We start from the raw sequence: 17,318 nt of genomic DNA, 5'->3' as shown, positions 1-17,318 counted from the left end.
ACGGTCGGCGGATCTGGATTGCCCGCTTCCGGCGTGCCCCTCCGGGTCCGGGCCCGCCTGCGGCGCCCCGGCATGACGGCGTGGATGTTACGCGGCAAACGCCGTACGGAAGCGTGGCAACTCGTCAACCCGCGTTCGCGGCCGTGGCGTGAATCGCCGGGACGGAACGTAAAGTGATGCCGGCACGGCTGGCCCCTGGGGAAGTCTCGTCGTCCCGCCGCGCATCCAGCCCTTGGCCGTCAGGGTGCCAGCCAGCCGCCCTGCCAGCCGGGCTCGCTCCGGCACCAAGCGGCCCGCCGGTGACCGCGCCGGTCGAGGTAGAGGAAGTCCAGGCGCTCGGCCCGCACCAGCACGGCGGCGAAGCGCGGACGGCCCAGCGTCGTGGCCGAGGCCTCGTCCGGAAGGCTGTAAGCGCCGCCCTCGGGCAGCGCGGTGCCCGGCGCCGGTTCCGCGCCGTAGCAGACCCGGCTCATCGCCCGGGACTCGGCCCAGGCTGCCTCCGCCACGGGATCGTCGGTGTGGAGCGTGGCGCGGCCCTCGATGCGGATCTGGACCTTCGTGGCGGCGTCGTAGGCGGCCAGCGCACAGGCCGGGTGCGCCAGGATCTCCGCGGCCTTGTCGGAGCGGCGGTCGCAGTGGAACCGGAGGCTGCCAGCCGCGCCATCGGCCGCGCGCAGCACCACGGTCCGGGCCCGCGGGCCGCCGTCCCGACCGCGTGTCGCCAGGGTCGGCAGGTGGAATCCGCTCCGGCCCTGCTCGGCGCCGTCGGCCAGCAGGCGCCACACTTCGCGCAACGTGGCGTCCAGATCGTCGTAGAAGCCGGGCAGCGGCGCGCGGGTCATGCGCCGCTCCGTTTCCGCTGCCGCTCGCGGAAGATCAGCGCGAGGTTGCGCAGGTAGATGCCGGTCGAGAGCCCCTGGCCGATGATGATCACCGGCTCGCGCCGGACGAAGCCGTAGACCAGGGTCATCATCCCGCCGAGGATCGACAGGAACCAGAACGAGAGGGGCATGACGCTCCGCCCCGCCCGCTCGCTGGCGATCCACTGCAGGATGAAGCGCGAGCCGAAGACCAGCTGGGCGACGATGCCGAAGACCAACCAGAAATCGAGCCGCGTGACGAAGACGTCGTAGAAATAGGCCGGCAGATCGTGGGCGAGCTGGATCAGCATCCGACATCCTGGTCTGCCGGCGTGGGCACCGGATTCACGATCTCCCGGGGCTGCGGATCGGCGCGCTTGCGCCGGATCAGCCACCAGACGCCGGCCAGATCCAGAAGCCCGACCCAGAGACGGTCGAACAGCCCGTAATTCGACGCGCCGGTGAGCCGCGGGCGGTCGATCACGTCGCGGTGGACCACCGTGAAGCCCTCGCGGACGACGAGCGCCGGCATGAATCGGTGGAGGGCGTCGAAATACGGCAGGCGGAGATAGGCCGCACGCCGGAAGACCTTGAGGCCGCAGCCGGTGTCGCGGGTGGCGTCCTTCAGGATCCGCCCGCGCACGCCGTTGGCGATCCGCGACTGGAGCATCTTGAAGCGCCCGTCCTTGCGCCCGCGCCGCTGCCCTTGCGCGAGACCGGCGCCGGGACCGGCCGTCTCCAGCGCCGCCAGGAGGGCGGGGATGAAGACGGGATCGTTCTGGCCGTCGCCGTCGAGGGTGGCGACGATCGCGCCCCGGGCCGCCAGGACGCCGCTGCGCACCGCGGCCGACTGGCCGCCGCTTCGGGCATGGCGCAGGACCCGAAGCCAGGGCCGGCCCGCGCGGGCGGCCGCCAGGGCGGCCGGTGTGCCGTCCGTGGAGCCGTCATCGACGTAGATCAGCTCGAAGGCGAGCCCCGCGCAGGCGGCCTCGATCTCGGCCACGAGGGGCGCGATGTTGCCGGCCTCGTTCTTCACCGGCACGACGACGCTGAGAACCGGGGCGCCGCTCACGGGGCCACCGCGTAGGCCGTGACGAAGACCCGCCGGCCGGTATTCAGGTTGAAGCCCTCAACCTCGGCCAGGGGCGCCGGCACGCCGCGTCCGACCGGCCAGGCCGCGTTGAAGTCGTCCCGGTCCCGGGATTCCACGAACAGCAGCCGGCAGCCGCCGGCTTCCAGGAATCGCCGCGCGGCGGCGCCGTCCGGCGGCAGGGCGAGGCCGGTGCTGACCAGGAACACGAGGCTGGGCTCCCGGTAGCCGAGGCTCGCCACCTGCGGATCCGCGCAGGGCATCCGGTCGCGCAGGGCCGCGAGCCGGGGCGAGACCTTGAGGGCGGGCAGCGCGCGCTGGGCCACGCCCAGCACCGCCGGCCCGAGCAGGCACGAGGCCAGGACGCTGAGCACGAGGGCGCGCTCGGCGGCCTCCGCCGGCGGTCCTTTGGCGAAGGCCATCCAGGCGAGCCCGGCGACGCCGCAGGCGGCGGCGAGCAGCGGCAAAGCGGGCCACGGGATCGTGTGGGCATCCAGGCGCCAGCCGGCAAGGCAGAGGCCGAGCGTGAGCGCCACCGGGATGGCCGGCACTAGCAGGGCCGTCAGGCGCGCCCCGCGCAGGCGGGGATCGAGCGCCCCCCGCGTCGTCGCCAGGACCGTGAGGATCGCGAGCCACGGCATCAGCGGCAGGACGTAATGGGGCAGCTTCGTCGGCACCGCCTCGAAGATCAGCCACGCCGGCAGCACCGCCGCGATCAGGAAGGCCACGCCGGGTTCGCGCCGTGCCCGCCACGCGAAGGGCAGGCTCATGGCCGCGAAGGCGGCGCCGGGCCAGAAGATCGCGAAGACGGCGAGCGCGTAGGCGCCCGGCGGCCCCCAGTGCCGTTCGGCGGCGCCGCCGACCTTGCCCAGCATGTCGTGCCCGACCGCCTCGGCGTAGAACGCACCGCCGCTCTTCCACGCGATGGCGGCGAACCAGGGCGCGACCAGCAGGAGGGTCAGGGCGAGGCCGGGAAGCGGCCGAAGGGCGAGGAGCCAGCGTCCGGAGCGTGCCGTCACCGACAGGATCAGGGCCGGCAGGACGACGAACAGCGGCACCATCGGTCCCTTGACCAGGATCCCGAGCGCCAGGCCCAGCCAGAAGGCCGCGAAGACCGAGCCCGCCGGGGGGCGGCCCTCGCGGGAATCCAACCAGGTCCGGGCCAGCGCGCCGAGGCTCGCGGTGGCGCAGGCGGCGAGCAGCGCGTCGGTCTTGGCGAGATGCGCCTCGGCCGAGAGCATCAGGCAGGCGCCGTAGAGGGCGGCGGCGAGAAGCGCGGCGCGGCGCGGCAGGAAGGCCAGGGCCGCCCAATAGGCGAGCAGCACCGAGGCGATGGCCCCGATCAGGGACGGGATCCGATACAGGGCGATCTGCGTGCGGGCCTCGGGCACGCCCAAAGCCTCGCCGGCCGCGACGGCGGCGGCCTGCGCCCAGTAGATCCCCACGGGCTTCTTGTGCCGCGCCTCGCCCTGGAAGCGGATGTCGACGAGGTCGCCGCTCTCCAGCATCTGCTTGGAGGCCTGGGCGAAGCGCGGCTCGTCCCGGTCCATCGGCTGCAGCGAGATCTGGCCCGGCAGGAACAGGACGAGGCAGAGCGCCAGGAGGGCGGCCACCGCCCGGCCGTGGCTGACGCTCAGCGCGTCGAGCCCCCGGCCGACACGATCGGCAGCGGCGAGGCGCGGCGTTCCGCCGGCGGAGAGGCTCGTGGTCATGTCGGGCCGGTCAATCAGGATCGAGCGGGCAGGTCAAATACGCGACGGTGTGCAGGCCATGCGTCAGGCGGTCAGGAGCGGGCGCAGTTCGCGCATGTCGGCGACCGATTCCAGGGTGTTGATGCGCGCGATCAGGCGCTCGGTCGAATCAGTTCCGAGCACCGGCGCCATCAGATCCCGCGCCTTGGTGTTCACCGCCTCGGTGCTCAGCGGGTTCTCCTTCGTTCCGGGCGGATGCCGGGTGTGATGCTCCACAATCCGGCCATCCGCGAGGGTCATCGTCACGACGGCGCCGCGGGGGGCGGCGGGATCCATCAGCGCCGGATCGCCCACCAGCTCGACCTTGGCCCGTTCGGCCGCGATCGCGGGATCGTGCATCAGGCCGGCATCGTGGCTGTCGGCGAAGGAGACGGCGCCCTTCACGAGCGCGAGCGCCACGAGGTGCTGGCAACTCACATCCGGCATGGCGCTCGATCCGACGATGCCGACGGCGTCGGTGGGGACCTTGACCAGGATGTGCCGCACGGCCTCCGGCGTCAGCCCATACTGCTTGCGGAGCGTCAGGGTCGCGTCGAGGGGCGACTGGATCGGATAGCCCACCGAGAAGGTCTTGATCGCCGTCTCGGTGACGAAGAAACGGCTGCCGAGACCGTCGAGCATCAGGTCCGGTTTCGGCGCGGTCGAGAGCGCGTTCAGCAGGTTGTGCCGGCCGTCGAGCACGTCGGCGACGCCGGTGAGGCCGGCCTCCACCATGCCGACCGCCGTGACGCCGTTGCGCGCGCCCATGCCGGCGAAGTCGAACGCCTTCTCGACGTGGTCCTTGTCCCGCACCCAGCTCCACAGGCCGGAGACCTGCTGGGCCGCGTAGGACAGCGCGAACCGCATGCCCTGCTCGTCGAGGCGGGCGAGCGCGGCGGCGGCCCCGAGCGCCCCGAAGGTCGAGCTCGTGCCCTCGGCGCTGCGGTGCGTGCCGCGCACGTGGTCGGGTCCGAGCGCCAGGAGCAGGCGGCAGCAGAGATCGTAGCCCAGCGCCACCGCCCGGACGAAGTCCGCGCCCGAATTGCCGTGCAGCTCGGCCATGGCCAGGGCCGCCGGCACGGTGGCGCAGCCGGGATGGGCCTTGGTCACTGGCTCGAAATCGTCGGTCTCGTCGGCATGGGCGCACATGGCATTGGCGAGCGCCGCGTTGATGGTGGTGGTCCGGAAATCGGAGGCGACGACCCCGGCCTGCTCGGTCCCGCCCAGGCCGCGCACGTAGGTGAGCGCCATCTCGCCCGGCCGCATCCGCGCGCCGGAGACCATGGCGGCCAGGGTGTCGAGGATGCGGTGCTTGCAGGCGGTCAGCACCTCAGGGGGAAGCGGCTGCGTCCGGGCGGCGGCCATGTAGCGTGCGAGCCGGCCTGTCACATCCGTCTCGGCAGCGGCGGCCGGTAGCGTTCCTGCGAGGGCCAGAGCGCCCGCGCCCTGGATGAGACGGCGCCGGCTCGGCGCGGTCATGACGCGGCCCGCAGGCGTGCGAAGCCGGCGTCGAGGTCGGCTTTGAGGTCGGCCGTGTCCTCGAGCCCGATGTGGAAGCGCAGGGCCGGACCGCCCGGGGACCATCGCGTGGCGGTCCTGTAGCCGGCGCAGTCGAACGGGATCACGAGGCTCTCGAAACCGCCCCAGGAGAAGCCCATCCCGAAGAGCTGGAGGTCGTCCAGCATGGCGGCGACCGCCTTCTCGGGAACCGGCTTGAGGATCACCCCGAACAGACCGGAGGCGCCGGAGAAGTCGCGCTTCCAGATCGCATGGCCGGGATCCTCAGGCAGGCCGGGATGCAGGACGCGCAGCACCTCCGGTCGAGCCTGGAGCCACCGGGCCATCTCGAGCCCGGCGCGGCCGTGCTCGCGCAGCCGCAACGACATGGTGCGCATACCGCGCAGCGCCAGGAAGATGTCCTCCGCGCCGGCGCACATGGCGAAATGGTCGAAGGTCCGGCGCACGGCCGGGTAGTAGCGCGTGTTCGCGGAGGTCAGGCCGATCAGCAGGTCCGAGCCGCCGCTCAGGTACTTGGTCCCGGCCTCCACGGCGATGTCGACGCCCCGCTCATGCGGCGGGAACAGCAGCGGCGTCGCCCAGGTATTGTCCATGATCACGCAGGCGTCGTTGGCGTGCGCGGCCTCGGCGATGGCCGGGATGTCCTGCATCTCGAAGCTCTGCGAGCCGGGCGCCTCGACCAGCACGGCCCGGGTGTTCGGGCGCATCAGCTCGGCGATGCCGGCCCCGATGGCCGGGTCATAGTAGGTGACCGCGACGCCGTAGCGGGCCAGCACGCCGTCGCAGAACTGGCGGGTCGGCCGGTAGGCGGAATCGGTGACGAGGAGGTGGTCGCCCGCCGAGACCGCGGCCATCAGCGCCACGGTGAGCGCCGCGAGCCCGGAGGGCGTCACCACCGTCCCGGCGGCGCCGGCGAGCTCCGTCCAGGCGCTCGTGAGAGCGTCCATGGTGGGCGTGGCCGAGGTGCCGTAATTGTAGCGCCCGCGCCGGTGCTTGATGGCGTCGTAGGTCGGGTAGAGGACCGTGGAGCCGCGATAGATCGGCGTGTTGACGAAGCCGTGCTGCTCGCCCGGATCGCGGCCCGCATGGACGAGGCGCGTCGCGGGCGCGAAGGTCTGCTTGGACTCGGGCGAGGGCTTCAGGGACATCGGGGCTCGCGGATCGCGTTGCGCTGCGGCGCACGAAGCGCCGCGCACCCGGCGAGGTCAAGCCGGATGCCCGGATCCGCAGGCTCGGAGCGGGGCCTGTCCCACGATCAGGGCTTCTCGGGCAGATCCGAATTCGCCGCTTCCTCGTAAGCCTCCATCCAGGCGGCGCGCTCTTGGGAGCCTTCCGGATAGGGGCATTCGCTGATGGGCTTGCCGTAGAGGCGGGCATTACGACCCTGGATGAACGGGCTGTCGCTCGCAGTGGCCTGGGCGTTGGTCAATATCGCCTCCCGAAGACTTGGAGTGGGGCTTCGTTAACGGCCGCACCGCTAATCTGTTGCCGTCTCAAGTCGCGTTCCGGGTCGTCGCGTGCGTATCCTGCGTTCCCTCTTCGGCGCCGTCCTCGTCCTCATCTCGACGGCGACGGTCGCTCTTGTCAGCGCCGATCGGCTCGCGCACCTGGCGCCGGCGCCGGTGGTCCGCGCCGCTCAGGCCGAACCCTCCGCAACCGGGTCGCTCCCGGCCCCGGCGAAGGCTGCGCCCGCGCCGAAGGCGGCCGTGGCCAGCATCCCGAACGGATTCGACACCGAGCGGCTCCACGCACTCATGCGCGGCGATCCGATCCTGCCGGGCCGCTGAGCGCCCCTTCGCGACCTCTTCATCGCACACCCGGCCGCATCCTGAGGTTCCGGAGCGCGGCGGGGGCCGCGAAGGAGCCCTCCCGGCCAGCGCGCGATCCCTGGAACCCCCCTTTGCGGCCTGCTCCCGCGGGCATCCGCGGATGAGGCATCCGGGTGGTATCGCCCCCCCGAACCCCGCTGATCGCCCTACCGCGCTGTTCGAAACACCTGCAGGTCGAGGTCCCGCACCTTCTTGCGCAGGGTGTTGCGGTTGACCCCGAGGAGTTCCGCCGCGCGAATCTGGTTGCCGCGGGTGGCGGCCAGCGCCGCGCCGATCAGCGGGCCTTCGATCTCCCGCAAGATCCGGTGATAGAGCCCGGGCGGCGGCAGCGTGTCGCGATAACCGGAAAAGTAGTCCGAGAGGTGCCGCTCCACGGCGCTCGACAGGCTCTCCGACTCCCCGCCGGCCTTGCGGGCGGCGCCGTTGCCGTTCGGGGCGGGGGCGGCGAGCGGCAGCGTATCGAGCTCGGCCTCGATCACCGGGCCGGTGATCGTCTCCTGCGGGTAGAGTGCGGCGAGCCGCCGGACGAGGTTCTCCAGCTCACGGACGTTGCCGGGCCAGCGGTAGCGTTTGAGCCGCTCCATCGCGTCGCCGTCGAGCGATTTGCGGGTCAGGCCCTCGCGCTCGACCAGCACGAAGAAGTGGCGGATGAGGTCCGGCACGTCTTCCGAGCGCTCGCGCAGGGCCGGCAGCCGCAGCGGCACGACGTTGAGCCGGAAGAACAGGTCCTCGCGGAAGATGCCCTGCTGGATCGAGATCCGCAGGTCCTTGTTGGTCGCCGCGATGATCCGCACGTTGGTCTTGATCGGGACCCGGCCGCCGACCGTTGTGTACTCGCCCTGCTGGAGCACGCGCAGCAGACGGGTCTGCGCCTCCATGGGCATGTCGCCGATCTCGTCGAGGAACAGCGTGCCGCCCTCGGCCTGCTCGAACCGGCCGGCGGAACGCTGGAGCGCCCCCGTGAAGGCGCCCTTCTCGTGGCCGAACAGCTCGGATTCGATCAGGTCGCGCGGGATCGCCGCCATGTTGACCGGCACGAACGGGCCGGTGCGGCGCCGGCCGTAATCGTGCAGCGCCCGGGCGACCAGCTCCTTGCCGGTTCCCGACTCGCCGGTGATCATCACGGTGAGATCGGTGGGCATCAGCCGGGCGAGCGCCCGGTAGATCTCCTGCATGGCCGGCGAGCGGCCGACCAGCGGGATGTCCTCGTTCTCGGGCGGTGCCCCGGCCGGTGCCGTACCGCGCGGGCGCGAGAGCGCCCGGCCCACGATGGCGATCAGCTCCTTCAGATCGAAGGGCTTGGGCAGGTACTCGTAGGCGCCCCGCTCCGAGGCGCGGATCGCCGTCATGAAGGTGTTCTGCGCGCTCATCACGATGATCGGCAGCTCCGGCCGCACCCGCTTGATGCGCGGCAGCAGATCGAACACGTTCTCGTCGGGCATCACCACGTCGGTGATGACGAGGTCGCCCTCCCCCTGCGCGACCCAGCGCCAGAGGGTCGCGCAATTGCCCGTCGAGCGGACTTCGTAGCCCGCCCGTGACAACGCTTGGTTGAGCACGGTGCGGATGGCGGCGTCGTCGTCGGCGACGATGATGTGGCCGTTCGGCATGACTCTCTACTCAGACCTCCGACGGGGGGCCGGATTTGGGGATCGACATCACGGATCGACCGCCGATTCGCGCCCGTCCCGGGCACTCGACATCGGCAGAAGGATGCGGAACGCCGTGCGGCGCGGGGCAGGATCGCACTCGACGATCCCGCCGTGATCGCCGACGATCTTGGCCACCAAAGCAAGACCCAGGCCGGAGCCCTGCGCCTTGGTGGTGACGAACGGGTCGAACAGGTCGGGCAGGAGGTCGGCCGAGATGCCGGGGCCGTTGTCGCGCACCGCCACCTCGATCGGCAGGCTGACCCGCTCGCGCGAGCCCGGTACCTGCAGGCGCAGGCCGGTGCGGAAGGCGGTCGACAGGGTGATCTCGCCCTCGACCGCGTCCGGGCCGATCGCCTCGGCGGCGTTCTTCACGAGGTTCAGGATCACCTGGATCAGCTGGTCGCGGCTGCCCAGCACCGGCGGCAGCGACGGGTCGTAGGTCTCGATGAACCGGATATGCCGCGCGAAGCCCGACTGCGCCGAGCGCTTCACTTGGTCGAGCACCCCGTGGACGTTGACGGCGCCGCGGTCCGAGGGACGCTCGTCGCCGAACAGCTCCATCCGCTCGACGATGCGGACGATCCGGTCGGATTCGTCGCAGATCAGGCGGGTGAGCAGCCGGTCCTCCTCGGCACCGGTGCTCTCCAGGAGCTGCGCGGCGCCGCGGATGCCCGCGAGCGGATTCTTGATCTCGTGGGCCAACATCGCGCCGAGCGCCACCATCGAGCGCGCCGCGCCGCGATGGGTGAGCTGGCGGTTCATCTTGTCGGCGATGGTGCGCTCCTGGAGCATCATCACCACGGCGTCGCCGTCGTCACCGAGCGGGGTGGCGAACACGTCGACGCTGCGCTCCAGCCCGAGACGGGGCTGGGTCAGCTCGACCCGGTACTCGCTGACGCTGGCGCCCCGGCGCCGGACCTCGGCCACCAGGGCGATGATCGGCGAGGCGAACGGGATGATGTCGCGCAGGCGGCGGCGCAGCATCAGCCGCGCCGAGTAGTCGAAGAACGCCTCCGCGGCGTGGTTGCAGTGGAGGATGCGCTCGTCGCCGCCGATGGTCAGGACCGGCAGCGGCAGGGCGTTGAGCACGGCCTCGGCGGCGGTGTCGCGCCGGTTGCCGGACTCTTTCGGGAGAGAGTCGTCGCTCACGCGGCCTCCTGGACGCGATCCGCCGAGTCCGCGAAGGCCCGGGCCAGCAAGGTCAGCGCGACCTCCGGCTCGGCGGTGGTAAGGAGCACCGCGCGCTCCGTGGCCGTCAGCGCGCCGCCGGTCTCGGCATAGGCGGCGAGGTGCTTGCGGGCGTGGCGCACGCCGATGTCGCGGCCGTAGAGCGACAGCAGCCCCGCGTAATGCTCCGCGGCCAGGGCGGCCTGCTCGGCCCGGGACGGCTCCGCGGCCGGCCGGCCCGCGAGCGCGTCGGCAACCTGTCCTACCAGCCAGGGGCGGCCGGTCGCCGCACGGCCGATCATGACCCCCGCGGCGCCCGAGGCGTCCAGGCAGGCGCGGGCGCTGGCGAGATCGGTCACGTCGCCGTTGGCGATCACCGGGATCGATACCGCCGCGACGACGGCGCGGATCGCCGCCCAGTCGGCGCTGCCCTTGTAGAATTGCTGGCGGGTCCGACCGTGGACCGTCACGGCGTTGAGGCCCAGCCGCTCGGCGCGGGCGGCGAGATCGGCGGCGTTGCGGCTCGCATCGTCCCAGCCGAGACGCATCTTGACCGTCACCGGGATCGCTACGGCGTCCCGCACCGCCGCCAGCAGGCGCGCGGCGTGGTCGAGATCGCGCATCAGCGCCGAGCCCGAGGCGATCCCGGTCACGATCTTGGCCGGGCAGCCCATATTCACGTCGATCACGTGGGCGCCTCCGGCCTCCGCGAGCCGCGCGGCCTCCGCCATCGGGGCCGCCTCGCAGCCCGCGAGCTGGACCACGTGCAGGTCGACGCCGGAACCCTCGGCGCGCAGCGCGGCCTCGCTGGATCCGCGGGTGAATTCCCGGGCCGCCACCATCTCGGAGATGACCGCGTCGGCGCCGCAGCGGCGGGCGATGCGGCGCATGTGCAGGTCGGTGACGCCCGAAAGGGGAGCGAGCAGGCAGAGCGGGGCAGAATCTGCCGCCCCGGCCTTCACACCTTCGCGGCACAGCGCGCTCAAATAATGGTCAGTCATCATTCTGCACAACAATGAGGCAAGGCCGGTCCGCTGGCAAGCGGGACCGCGCGTTGATTTCGGGCCCTCCCCCGCTTAAACGACGGGCACCCATCGCGGCAGGGTGACGCCGGCACGGCTGGCCCGCGCGCCGGCCGCCCCTCCGCCCCTCAGGACTTCACGAGTTCGTCGCCCATGCCCGCCACCGGCACGCCAGCCACCGGACCCGCCAGCGTGGGAGCCGGCGTCGCCGCGGTGGTGGTGGCGGCCGGGCGCGGCATCCGCATCGGCGGCGGCACCCCCAAGCAGTACCGCCGGGTCGGCGGGCAGCCGGTCCTGACCCGCACCCTCGCGGCCCTCGCGGCCGACGACGCGATCGCGCAGATCCAGCCGGTCATCGCCGCCGACGCCGCGGACTTCTTCCGCAACTGCCTCGAGGAGCTCGCGCCCGCGATCCGCGCCAAGATCACCGCGCCGGTCGCGGGCGGCGCGACGCGCCAGCTCTCCGTAAAGGCCGGTCTCGAGGCCCTGGCCTCCGGCGATGCGCCCGAGATCGTGCTGGTCCACGATGCCGCCCGGCCCTACGTGGATTCCGCGCTGATCGCCCGGGCGATCGCCGCCGGGCGCGACCACGGCGCCGCCGTTCCGGGCGTGCCGGTGACCGACACGGTCAAGCGCGTCGTCGACATCGCCCCGGGCATCGGCCGGGTGCATGAGACGCCGCCGCGGGAGCATCTACGCGCGGTCCAGACCCCTCAGGCCTTCGCCTTTGGCCCGCTGCTCGGCGCCCACCGGGACGCCGCTGCGCAGGGCCTCGACGGCTTCACCGACGACGGCGCCCTCGCCGAATGGGCCGGGCTGCCGGTGGTGGTGTTCGCTGGCGACATCGCCAACCGCAAGATCACCCAGCCCGCCGACCTGATCGAAGCGGACCGCGCCTTCGCGACCGAGACCACCGACTTGCCAGCGCCGGGAGCCCGCGCCATGACCACCTACGTGACCCGCCTCGGGACCGGCTTCGACGTGCACGCCTTCACCACCGGCGACCATGTCTGGCTGGGCGGGGTGAAGATCCCGGCCGACCGCGGCGTGCTCGCCCATTCGGACGGCGACGTGGCGCTGCACGCGCTGACCGACGCCCTGCTCGGCGCCATCGCGGACGGCGATATCGGCACCCACTTCCCGCCCTCCGATGAACGCTGGCGCGGGGCTGCCTCGGACCAGTTCCTGGCCCATGCCTGCGATCTGGTCCGCGCCCGCGGCGGCCGCATCGACCATCTCGACATCACCGTGCTGGCCGAGGCGCCGCGCATCGGCAAGCACCGCGAGGAGATCCGCGCGCGCATCGCCGCCATCGCGGGCGTGCCGCTCAGCAGCGTCTCCATCAAGGCGACGACCACCGAGAAGCTCGGCTTCGTCGGGCGGGCGGAAGGTCTCGCCGCACAGGCCGCCGCGACGGTCCGGCTGCCCGAGGAGGACGGCCCCGCCCTCGACGCGCAGGCTGAGACCGCGATGCGGCAGGGCTGAACGGTCTCGGAGCGAGCGGGGACGGAACAGGGCGCGGCCGGCCCGCTCCCGTTGCAGGGTTGTCAATTCACGCGTCGGCACGGGCAACGCGGCTTCCGGACCGGGCGCGGATTCCCTCTCCCGTACGGGAGCGGAGGCGTGTCGTGCTCGGCCTCAGGCTACCCGCACCAGCAGTACGATCGCCGCGACGCCCAGGACCGCCATCGTCAGCAGGATGCCGCCGCCCCGGCAGGCGAACTGGCGCGGCGAGTTCGGGGGCGCGAACATCCCGATCGGGTGCAGGATCCGGGCGACCAACAGGGCGATCAGCAGCGCCTGAACCAGCCCGTGACTGCCGCCGCTCGCCTCCAGCAAGCCGATCACGATCAGGGCCAGCGGGACGTATTCCGCGAAATTGGCGTGCGAGCGCACGCGCTTGAGCACCGTGTCGTCGCCGCCGTCGCCGAACAGCACGTTTTCGGAGACGCGGGCCCCGATCACCCATCCCGAAAGGCCCAGATACACGAGTGCGAGCAGCCCGGCATAGAAAGCCGTGGTCGCGGGGAAGATCATGGAAAGGGTGTCTCCGATCGGGGGCCACCGGTCCTTGAGCCGGGCTCGGCCTTGAGTCACACCGTGAGATAGGGCGCCGCCGCCCGAGGGGAGCCCGTTCGCGATGATTGACGACGCAGAGCTTCTCGCCCGGGCCGAGGCGCTGGTGGCAGCCTACGCGGCGGACGGACGCACCATCGCCACGGCCGAATCCTGCACGGGTGGCCTCGTGGCCGGGCTGATCACCGCGGTGCCGGGCTCGTCGGCCGTCCTGGAGCGCGGCTTCGTCACCTACTCGAACGAAGCCAAGGCCGAGGCGATCGGCGTGCCCATGGACCTGATCTGCCGGCACGGCGCGGTCAGCGAGCCCGTGGCGCGGGCGATGGCGGCCGGGGCGCTGGCCGCATCGCGGGCTTCCGTCGCGGTGGCGATCACGGGCATTGCCGGCCCCGGCGGTGGGAGCGCCGAGAAGCCGGTCGGGCTGGTTCATTTCGGCCTCGGCCTGCGGGATGGCGAGACGCGTCATCTGGAGCGGCGCTACGGCGATCTCGGGCGCGCGGGCATCCGACGCGCCGCCGTGGCCGACGCGCTCGGTCTCTTGGAGGACGCCCGCGGCGACTGATCACGGTAGGGGAGGACCGCCCATGGACACGGTGACGACCCGCCTCTGCATCGTCGGCGGCGGCCCCGCCGGGATGATGGCCGGACTGCTCTTTGCCCGCGCGGGCATCGACGTCACGGTGCTGGAGAAGCACGCCGATTTCCTGCGCGATTTCCGCGGCGACACGATCCACCCCTCGACCCTCGACCTGATGGACGAGCTCGGCTTCACCGAGCGCTTCCGCGCCCTCCCCCAGCGGCGCGTCGAGAATTTCTCCGGCGTCGTCGACGGGCGCAGCTACCGGGTCGCCGATTTCAGCCGGCTGCCGACCCGGAACCGCTTCCTGTCGTTCATGCCGCAATGGGACTTCCTGGATTTCCTGGCCGGCGAGGCCGCACGATACCGGACGTTCCGCCTGATCCGCCGCACCGAGGCGCAGGACCTGATCGAGGCGGCAGGCCGCATCGCGGGCGTGCGCGCCGCCGGGCCGGACGGTCCAGTCGAGATCCGATCCGATCTCGTGCTCTGCGCGGATGGCCGTCACTCGCGGATGCGCGCGCAGGCGGGTTTCGTGCCGCGGGCCTTCGGCGCCCCGATCGACGTCCTATGGTTCCGCTTGCCGCGCCGGGACGGCGACCCGGAGGCGGCAGCCGGACGGTTCGGGCCGGGGCGGATCCTGATCACCCTCGACCGGGGCGATTCGTGGCAATGCGCCTACGTGGTGCCGAAGGGCGGCGACGCGGCGCTCCGCGCGAAGGGCCTGCCGGCCTTCCGGGCCGCGGTGGCGCAGATCGCGCCGTTCCTGGCCGACCGCACTGACGCCATCGCGGCGTGGGACGACGTCAAGCTCCTGACCGTCACGGTCGACCGGCTCGACCGCTGGCATCGCCCGGGCCTGCTCTGCATCGGCGACGCCGCCCATGCGATGTCGCCGGTGGGGGGCGTCGGGATCAACCTCGCGATCCAGGATGCGGTGGCGACAGCCAACCTCCTGTCCGAGCCGCTGCGGGCGGGTCGTCCCACGGAGGCCGACCTCGCCGGGGTTCAGGCCAGGCGGATGTTCCCGGTGCGGGCGACGCAGGCGCTTCAGCGGATGATCCAGTCCCGGGTGATTGCCGCGTCGCTCGCGGCCGACGCGCCGTTCCGGGCGCCGCTGGCGCTGCGGATTCTCGATGCCCTGCCGCAGCTTCAGGTCCTGCCGGCGCGGATGATCGGGATGGGCGTACGGCCCGAACACGTGCGGATGCCGGCGCGGGCCTGAGGCCGTCCTTGCGCATCGTCTTTGCTCGCGATGACGGCGGCTACGCCCGCGCCCTGTACATGCGATCCGCCCGCCCCTCGAAGGCGTCGGTGAACTTGCGGAACGCCCGGTCGAACATCGTGCCCATGAGGAGCCCCAGGGTGCGGCTCTTGAACTCGTAGGTGATGAAGAAGTCGATCGCGCAGCCGCCATTCGGGCCGTCCTTGAACAGCCAGCGGTTCTCCAAGTGCCGGAACGGACCGTCGATATACTCGGCCACGATCTTGAGATCCGCCGGATCGAGGGTCACCCGGGTGGTGAAGCGCTCGCGGATCGCTTTGTAGCCCACGCCCATCTCGGCGATCAGCACCTGCCCGCCGTCGGGCGTCTCCTGCCGGCGGATCACCCGCAGGGATTTGCAGAGCGGCAGGAACTCGGGGTAGCGCTCCACGTCGGCGACGAGGTCGTACATCTGCTGCGGCGAGTGCTTCACCGCGCGGGTGACCCGGAAGGACGGCATGGTGTTCGAATTTCCTCAGGCCGAGAGCGCGGGCGACAGTTTGGCCAGACGCGCCGCCTGAAGGCGCGAAAAGTCCTCGCCCGCGTGGTGCGATGAGCGCGTCAGGGGCGTGGCCGACACCAGCAGGAAACCCTTGGCGTAGGCGGTGGTCTCGTAGGCCTTGAACTCGTCGGGGGGGACGAAGCGCACGACCTCGTGGTGCTTCTTCGAGGGCTGCAGATACTGGCCGATGGTCAGGAAGTCGACGTCGGCCGAGCGCAGGTCGTCCATGAGCTGGAGCACTTCGTTCCGCTCCTCGCCGAGCCCGACCATGATGCCCGATTTGGTGAAGATCGACGGGTCGAGTTCCTTCACCCGCTGCAGCAGGCGCACCGAGTGGAAGTAGCGGGCCCCCGGCCGCACCGTCAGGTACTTGGCCGGCACGGTCTCCAAGTTGTGGTTGAACACGTCGGGCTTGGCGGCGACCACGATTTCGAGCGCACCGTCCTTGCGCAGGAAGTCGGGGGTCAGGATCTCCACGGTCGTGCCGGGGCTCGCCAGCCGGATCGCCGCGATCGTGCGGGCGAAGTGCTCGGCGCCGCCGTCCTTCAGGTCGTCCCGGTCCACCGAGGTGATGACGACGTGATGCAGGCCAAGCTTGGCCACCGAGTCGGCGATCTTGTCCGGCTCGCCCAGGTCGAGGGCGTTGGGCAGGCCGGTGCGCACGTTGCAGAAGGCGCAGGCCCGCGTGCAGGTGTCGCCCATGATCATGAAGGTGGCGTGCCGCTTCTCCCAGCACTCGCCGATATTCGGGCAGCCCGCCTCCTCGCAGACCGTAACCAGCCCGTGCTCGCGCACGATCTTCTGGGTCTCGGTCCAGGCCTTGGAGCCCGGTGCCTTGACGCGGATCCAGTCCGGCTTCTTGGCCTGGACCGGCTGATCGGGCCGGTGCGCCTTCTCGGGATGGCGCAGGCGGTCCGCCCGCGGATCATTCTTCAGGATGTCGAGGACGACGGCCATGGGTCGGGGGCTGCCACACCGCGTGGGGGCGCCCGGGGGCGCGTTCGGGATCGCCCTGACTTAAGGCTCAAGGCCGCGCGCCGCAAACCGCCGCGACGCCGGGCCGCCCCGCGGTAATTGAGGGTGCGGCCGTTCCGTCAGATCCCGAGCGCCCGGACGAGCAGCCCGGCCAGCACCGCCCCGACCAGGGGCGCGGCCACGGGGATCAGCGCGTAGCCCCAGTCGGAGGTGCCCTTTCCGGCGATCGGCAGCACCGCGTGGGCCACGCGCGGCCCGAGGTCGCGGGCCGGGTTGATGGCGTAGCCGGTGGTGCCCCCCAGCGACAGGCCGATGCCCCAGACCAGCATGCCGACCATGTAGGGCGCGACCGCCCGCGGGATCGCGCCGGCGGAGCCCAGCGTGGTGGTCACGAGGGCGGAGATGGTCAGGATCAGGAAGAAGGTCGCGATGATCTCGGACAGCCAGTTGGCCTTCGCGTCCCGGATCGCCGGGCCGGTGCAGAAGCAGGCGAGCTTGAGGTCGGGATCCTGGGTCGCGCCCCAATGCGGCAGGTAATGGAGCCAGACGATCACGGCGCCCACGAAGGCGCCGAGCATCTGGGCGGGGATGTAGGTGGCGAGCTTGCCGTAATCGCCGGAGCTGACGGCGCCCGCCACGGTGACCGCCGGGTTGATGTGGGCGTCGGCGCTGCCTGTGGCGTTGGCCACGAACACACCGGCGAGGACCGCGAAGGCCCAGCCCGCCGTGATGGCGATCCAGCCGGCGTTCTCGCCCTTGGAATGCTTGAGCAGGGCGCCGGCCACGACGCCGTCGCCGAGCACGATCAAGGTCATCGTGCCCAGGAATTCGCCCAGGAAGGGTGATGTCATCGTTTCGTCTCCCCCGTTCGCTGCTTTTTTGTGAGCGCTTAAAGCTTGTGCGAGCGTGTGATCGCCGAAGGCGGCCACCGTTATCGGCGCAGATCCAATTCACCTCCCTCATCCTCAGGTGCCGAAGCGTGGCGTAGGCCGCGAAGGAGAGCTCCAGGGATCGTGCGACTGGCTGGAACCCTCCTTCGAGGCGGCTTCGCCGCAT

The 17,318-nt window shown here is 71.7% G+C and carries 18 protein-coding genes; 4 read left to right on the top strand and 14 right to left on the bottom strand.

The genetic code is table 11. The annotated features are described in order from the left end of the window. Positions 1-239 precede the first annotated feature (239 nt). The 7 genes from JOE48_RS26355 to JOE48_RS26325 all read right to left on the bottom strand — a co-directional run bounded on the left by JOE48_RS26355 (position 240) and on the right by JOE48_RS26325 (position 6,627). Positions 240-842, bottom strand: a complete 603-nt coding sequence (locus JOE48_RS26355) for a pyridoxamine 5'-phosphate oxidase family protein (protein WP_210034195.1) — start codon at positions 840-842, stop codon at positions 240-242. Beyond that, complete coding sequence (locus tag JOE48_RS26350) at positions 839-1,171, bottom strand: lipid-A-disaccharide synthase N-terminal domain-containing protein (protein ID WP_210034193.1); 333 nt, start codon at positions 1,169-1,171, stop codon at positions 839-841. Before JOE48_RS26350 ends, JOE48_RS26355 begins: the two co-directional genes overlap by 4 nt. Continuing rightward, a complete protein-coding gene (locus JOE48_RS26345) occupies positions 1,165-1,932 on the bottom strand; it encodes a glycosyltransferase (RefSeq protein ID WP_210034191.1) in 768 nt (255 codons plus the stop codon). The genes JOE48_RS26350 and JOE48_RS26345 overlap by 7 nt, the downstream gene beginning before the upstream one ends. Further along, on the bottom strand, positions 1,929-3,662 hold the full coding sequence (locus tag JOE48_RS26340) for an ArnT family glycosyltransferase (protein WP_210034189.1): 1,734 nt from the start codon (positions 3,660-3,662) through the stop codon (positions 1,929-1,931). Before JOE48_RS26340 ends, JOE48_RS26345 begins: the two co-directional genes overlap by 4 nt. Positions 3,663-3,725: 63 nt before the next feature. Beyond that, positions 3,726-5,159: an MmgE/PrpD family protein gene (locus JOE48_RS26335; RefSeq protein ID WP_210034188.1), complete on the bottom strand. Its 1,434-nt coding sequence runs from the start codon at positions 5,157-5,159 to the stop codon at positions 3,726-3,728. Beyond that, entirely contained in the window at positions 5,156-6,346 is a 1,191-nt protein-coding gene (metC, locus tag JOE48_RS26330) for a cystathionine beta-lyase (RefSeq protein ID WP_210034186.1), read from the bottom strand. Before metC ends, JOE48_RS26335 begins: the two co-directional genes overlap by 4 nt. A gap of 107 nt (positions 6,347-6,453) precedes the next feature. Beyond that, a complete protein-coding gene (locus JOE48_RS26325; RefSeq protein WP_210034185.1) occupies positions 6,454-6,627 on the bottom strand; it encodes an Rmf/CrpP family protein in 174 nt (57 codons plus the stop codon). A gap of 88 nt (positions 6,628-6,715) precedes the next feature. Between JOE48_RS26325 and JOE48_RS26320 the strand changes: the two genes are divergently transcribed. Beyond that, positions 6,716-6,985 (top strand): hypothetical protein, encoded by a 270-nt coding sequence (locus JOE48_RS26320; RefSeq protein ID WP_210034183.1) that lies wholly within the window; start codon positions 6,716-6,718, stop codon positions 6,983-6,985. A 188-nt stretch (positions 6,986-7,173) separates the two neighbouring features. On the opposite strand, the gene ntrC is transcribed toward JOE48_RS26320, so the two are convergent. Genes ntrC through dusB form a run of 3 tightly spaced genes read right to left on the bottom strand, consistent with a single transcriptional unit; the run spans position 7,174 to position 10,850 of the window. Beyond that, positions 7,174-8,637 carry a nitrogen regulation protein NR(I) gene (gene ntrC, locus JOE48_RS26315; RefSeq protein WP_210034175.1) on the bottom strand — a complete coding sequence of 488 codons (1,464 nt, stop codon included), beginning with the start codon at positions 8,635-8,637 and terminating at the stop codon, positions 7,174-7,176. 48 nt (positions 8,638-8,685) lie between these two features. Next, the gene (locus tag JOE48_RS26310) at positions 8,686-9,828 is read right to left on the bottom strand and encodes a two-component system sensor histidine kinase NtrB (RefSeq protein WP_210034173.1); all 1,143 of its coding nucleotides are present in this window, start codon (positions 9,826-9,828) and stop codon (positions 8,686-8,688) included. Next, positions 9,825-10,850: a tRNA dihydrouridine synthase DusB gene (gene dusB / locus JOE48_RS26305; RefSeq protein WP_210034171.1), complete on the bottom strand. Its 1,026-nt coding sequence runs from the start codon at positions 10,848-10,850 to the stop codon at positions 9,825-9,827. Before dusB ends, JOE48_RS26310 begins: the two co-directional genes overlap by 4 nt. A 171-nt stretch (positions 10,851-11,021) precedes the next feature. Here dusB and JOE48_RS26300 point away from each other — a divergent pair, with 171 nt between their 5' ends. Next, entirely contained in the window at positions 11,022-12,353 is a 1,332-nt protein-coding gene (locus JOE48_RS26300) for a bifunctional 2-C-methyl-D-erythritol 4-phosphate cytidylyltransferase/2-C-methyl-D-erythritol 2,4-cyclodiphosphate synthase (protein ID WP_210034162.1), read from the top strand. A gap of 153 nt (positions 12,354-12,506) precedes the next feature. Here JOE48_RS26300 and JOE48_RS26295 read toward each other — a convergent pair whose 3' ends face one another. After that, complete coding sequence (locus tag JOE48_RS26295) at positions 12,507-12,905, bottom strand: MAPEG family protein (protein ID WP_210034160.1); 399 nt, start codon at positions 12,903-12,905, stop codon at positions 12,507-12,509. A gap of 103 nt (positions 12,906-13,008) precedes the next feature. Here JOE48_RS26295 and JOE48_RS26290 point away from each other — a divergent pair, with 103 nt between their 5' ends. Both JOE48_RS26290 and JOE48_RS26285 read left to right on the top strand, forming a co-directional pair. Continuing rightward, complete coding sequence (locus JOE48_RS26290) at positions 13,009-13,506, top strand: CinA family protein (RefSeq protein WP_210034158.1); 498 nt, start codon at positions 13,009-13,011, stop codon at positions 13,504-13,506. Between the two features lie 22 nt (positions 13,507-13,528). Continuing rightward, entirely contained in the window at positions 13,529-14,746 is a 1,218-nt protein-coding gene (locus tag JOE48_RS26285) for an FAD-dependent oxidoreductase (protein WP_210034155.1), read from the top strand. Positions 14,747-14,786: 40 nt separating this feature from the next. Here JOE48_RS26285 and JOE48_RS26280 read toward each other — a convergent pair whose 3' ends face one another. The 3 genes from JOE48_RS26280 to JOE48_RS26270 form a co-directional block, all read right to left on the bottom strand. Then, positions 14,787-15,245, bottom strand: coding sequence for a type II toxin-antitoxin system RatA family toxin (locus JOE48_RS26280; protein WP_210034153.1), 459 nt, complete (start codon positions 15,243-15,245; stop codon positions 14,787-14,789). Between the two features lie 15 nt (positions 15,246-15,260). Next, positions 15,261-16,244, bottom strand: a complete 984-nt coding sequence (gene lipA / locus JOE48_RS26275) for a lipoyl synthase (protein WP_210034143.1) — start codon at positions 16,242-16,244, stop codon at positions 15,261-15,263. A 137-nt stretch (positions 16,245-16,381) separates the two neighbouring features. Then, a complete protein-coding gene (locus JOE48_RS26270; RefSeq protein WP_210034142.1) occupies positions 16,382-17,113 on the bottom strand; it encodes an MIP/aquaporin family protein in 732 nt (243 codons plus the stop codon). Between the last annotated feature and the right edge of the window lie 205 nt (positions 17,114-17,318).

This window comes from Methylobacterium sp. PvR107 (assembly GCF_017833295.1).
In the GTDB taxonomy this organism is placed as follows: Bacteria; Pseudomonadota; Alphaproteobacteria; order Rhizobiales; family Beijerinckiaceae; genus Methylobacterium.
This window is presented reverse-complemented; position numbering and strand designations above follow the sequence as displayed.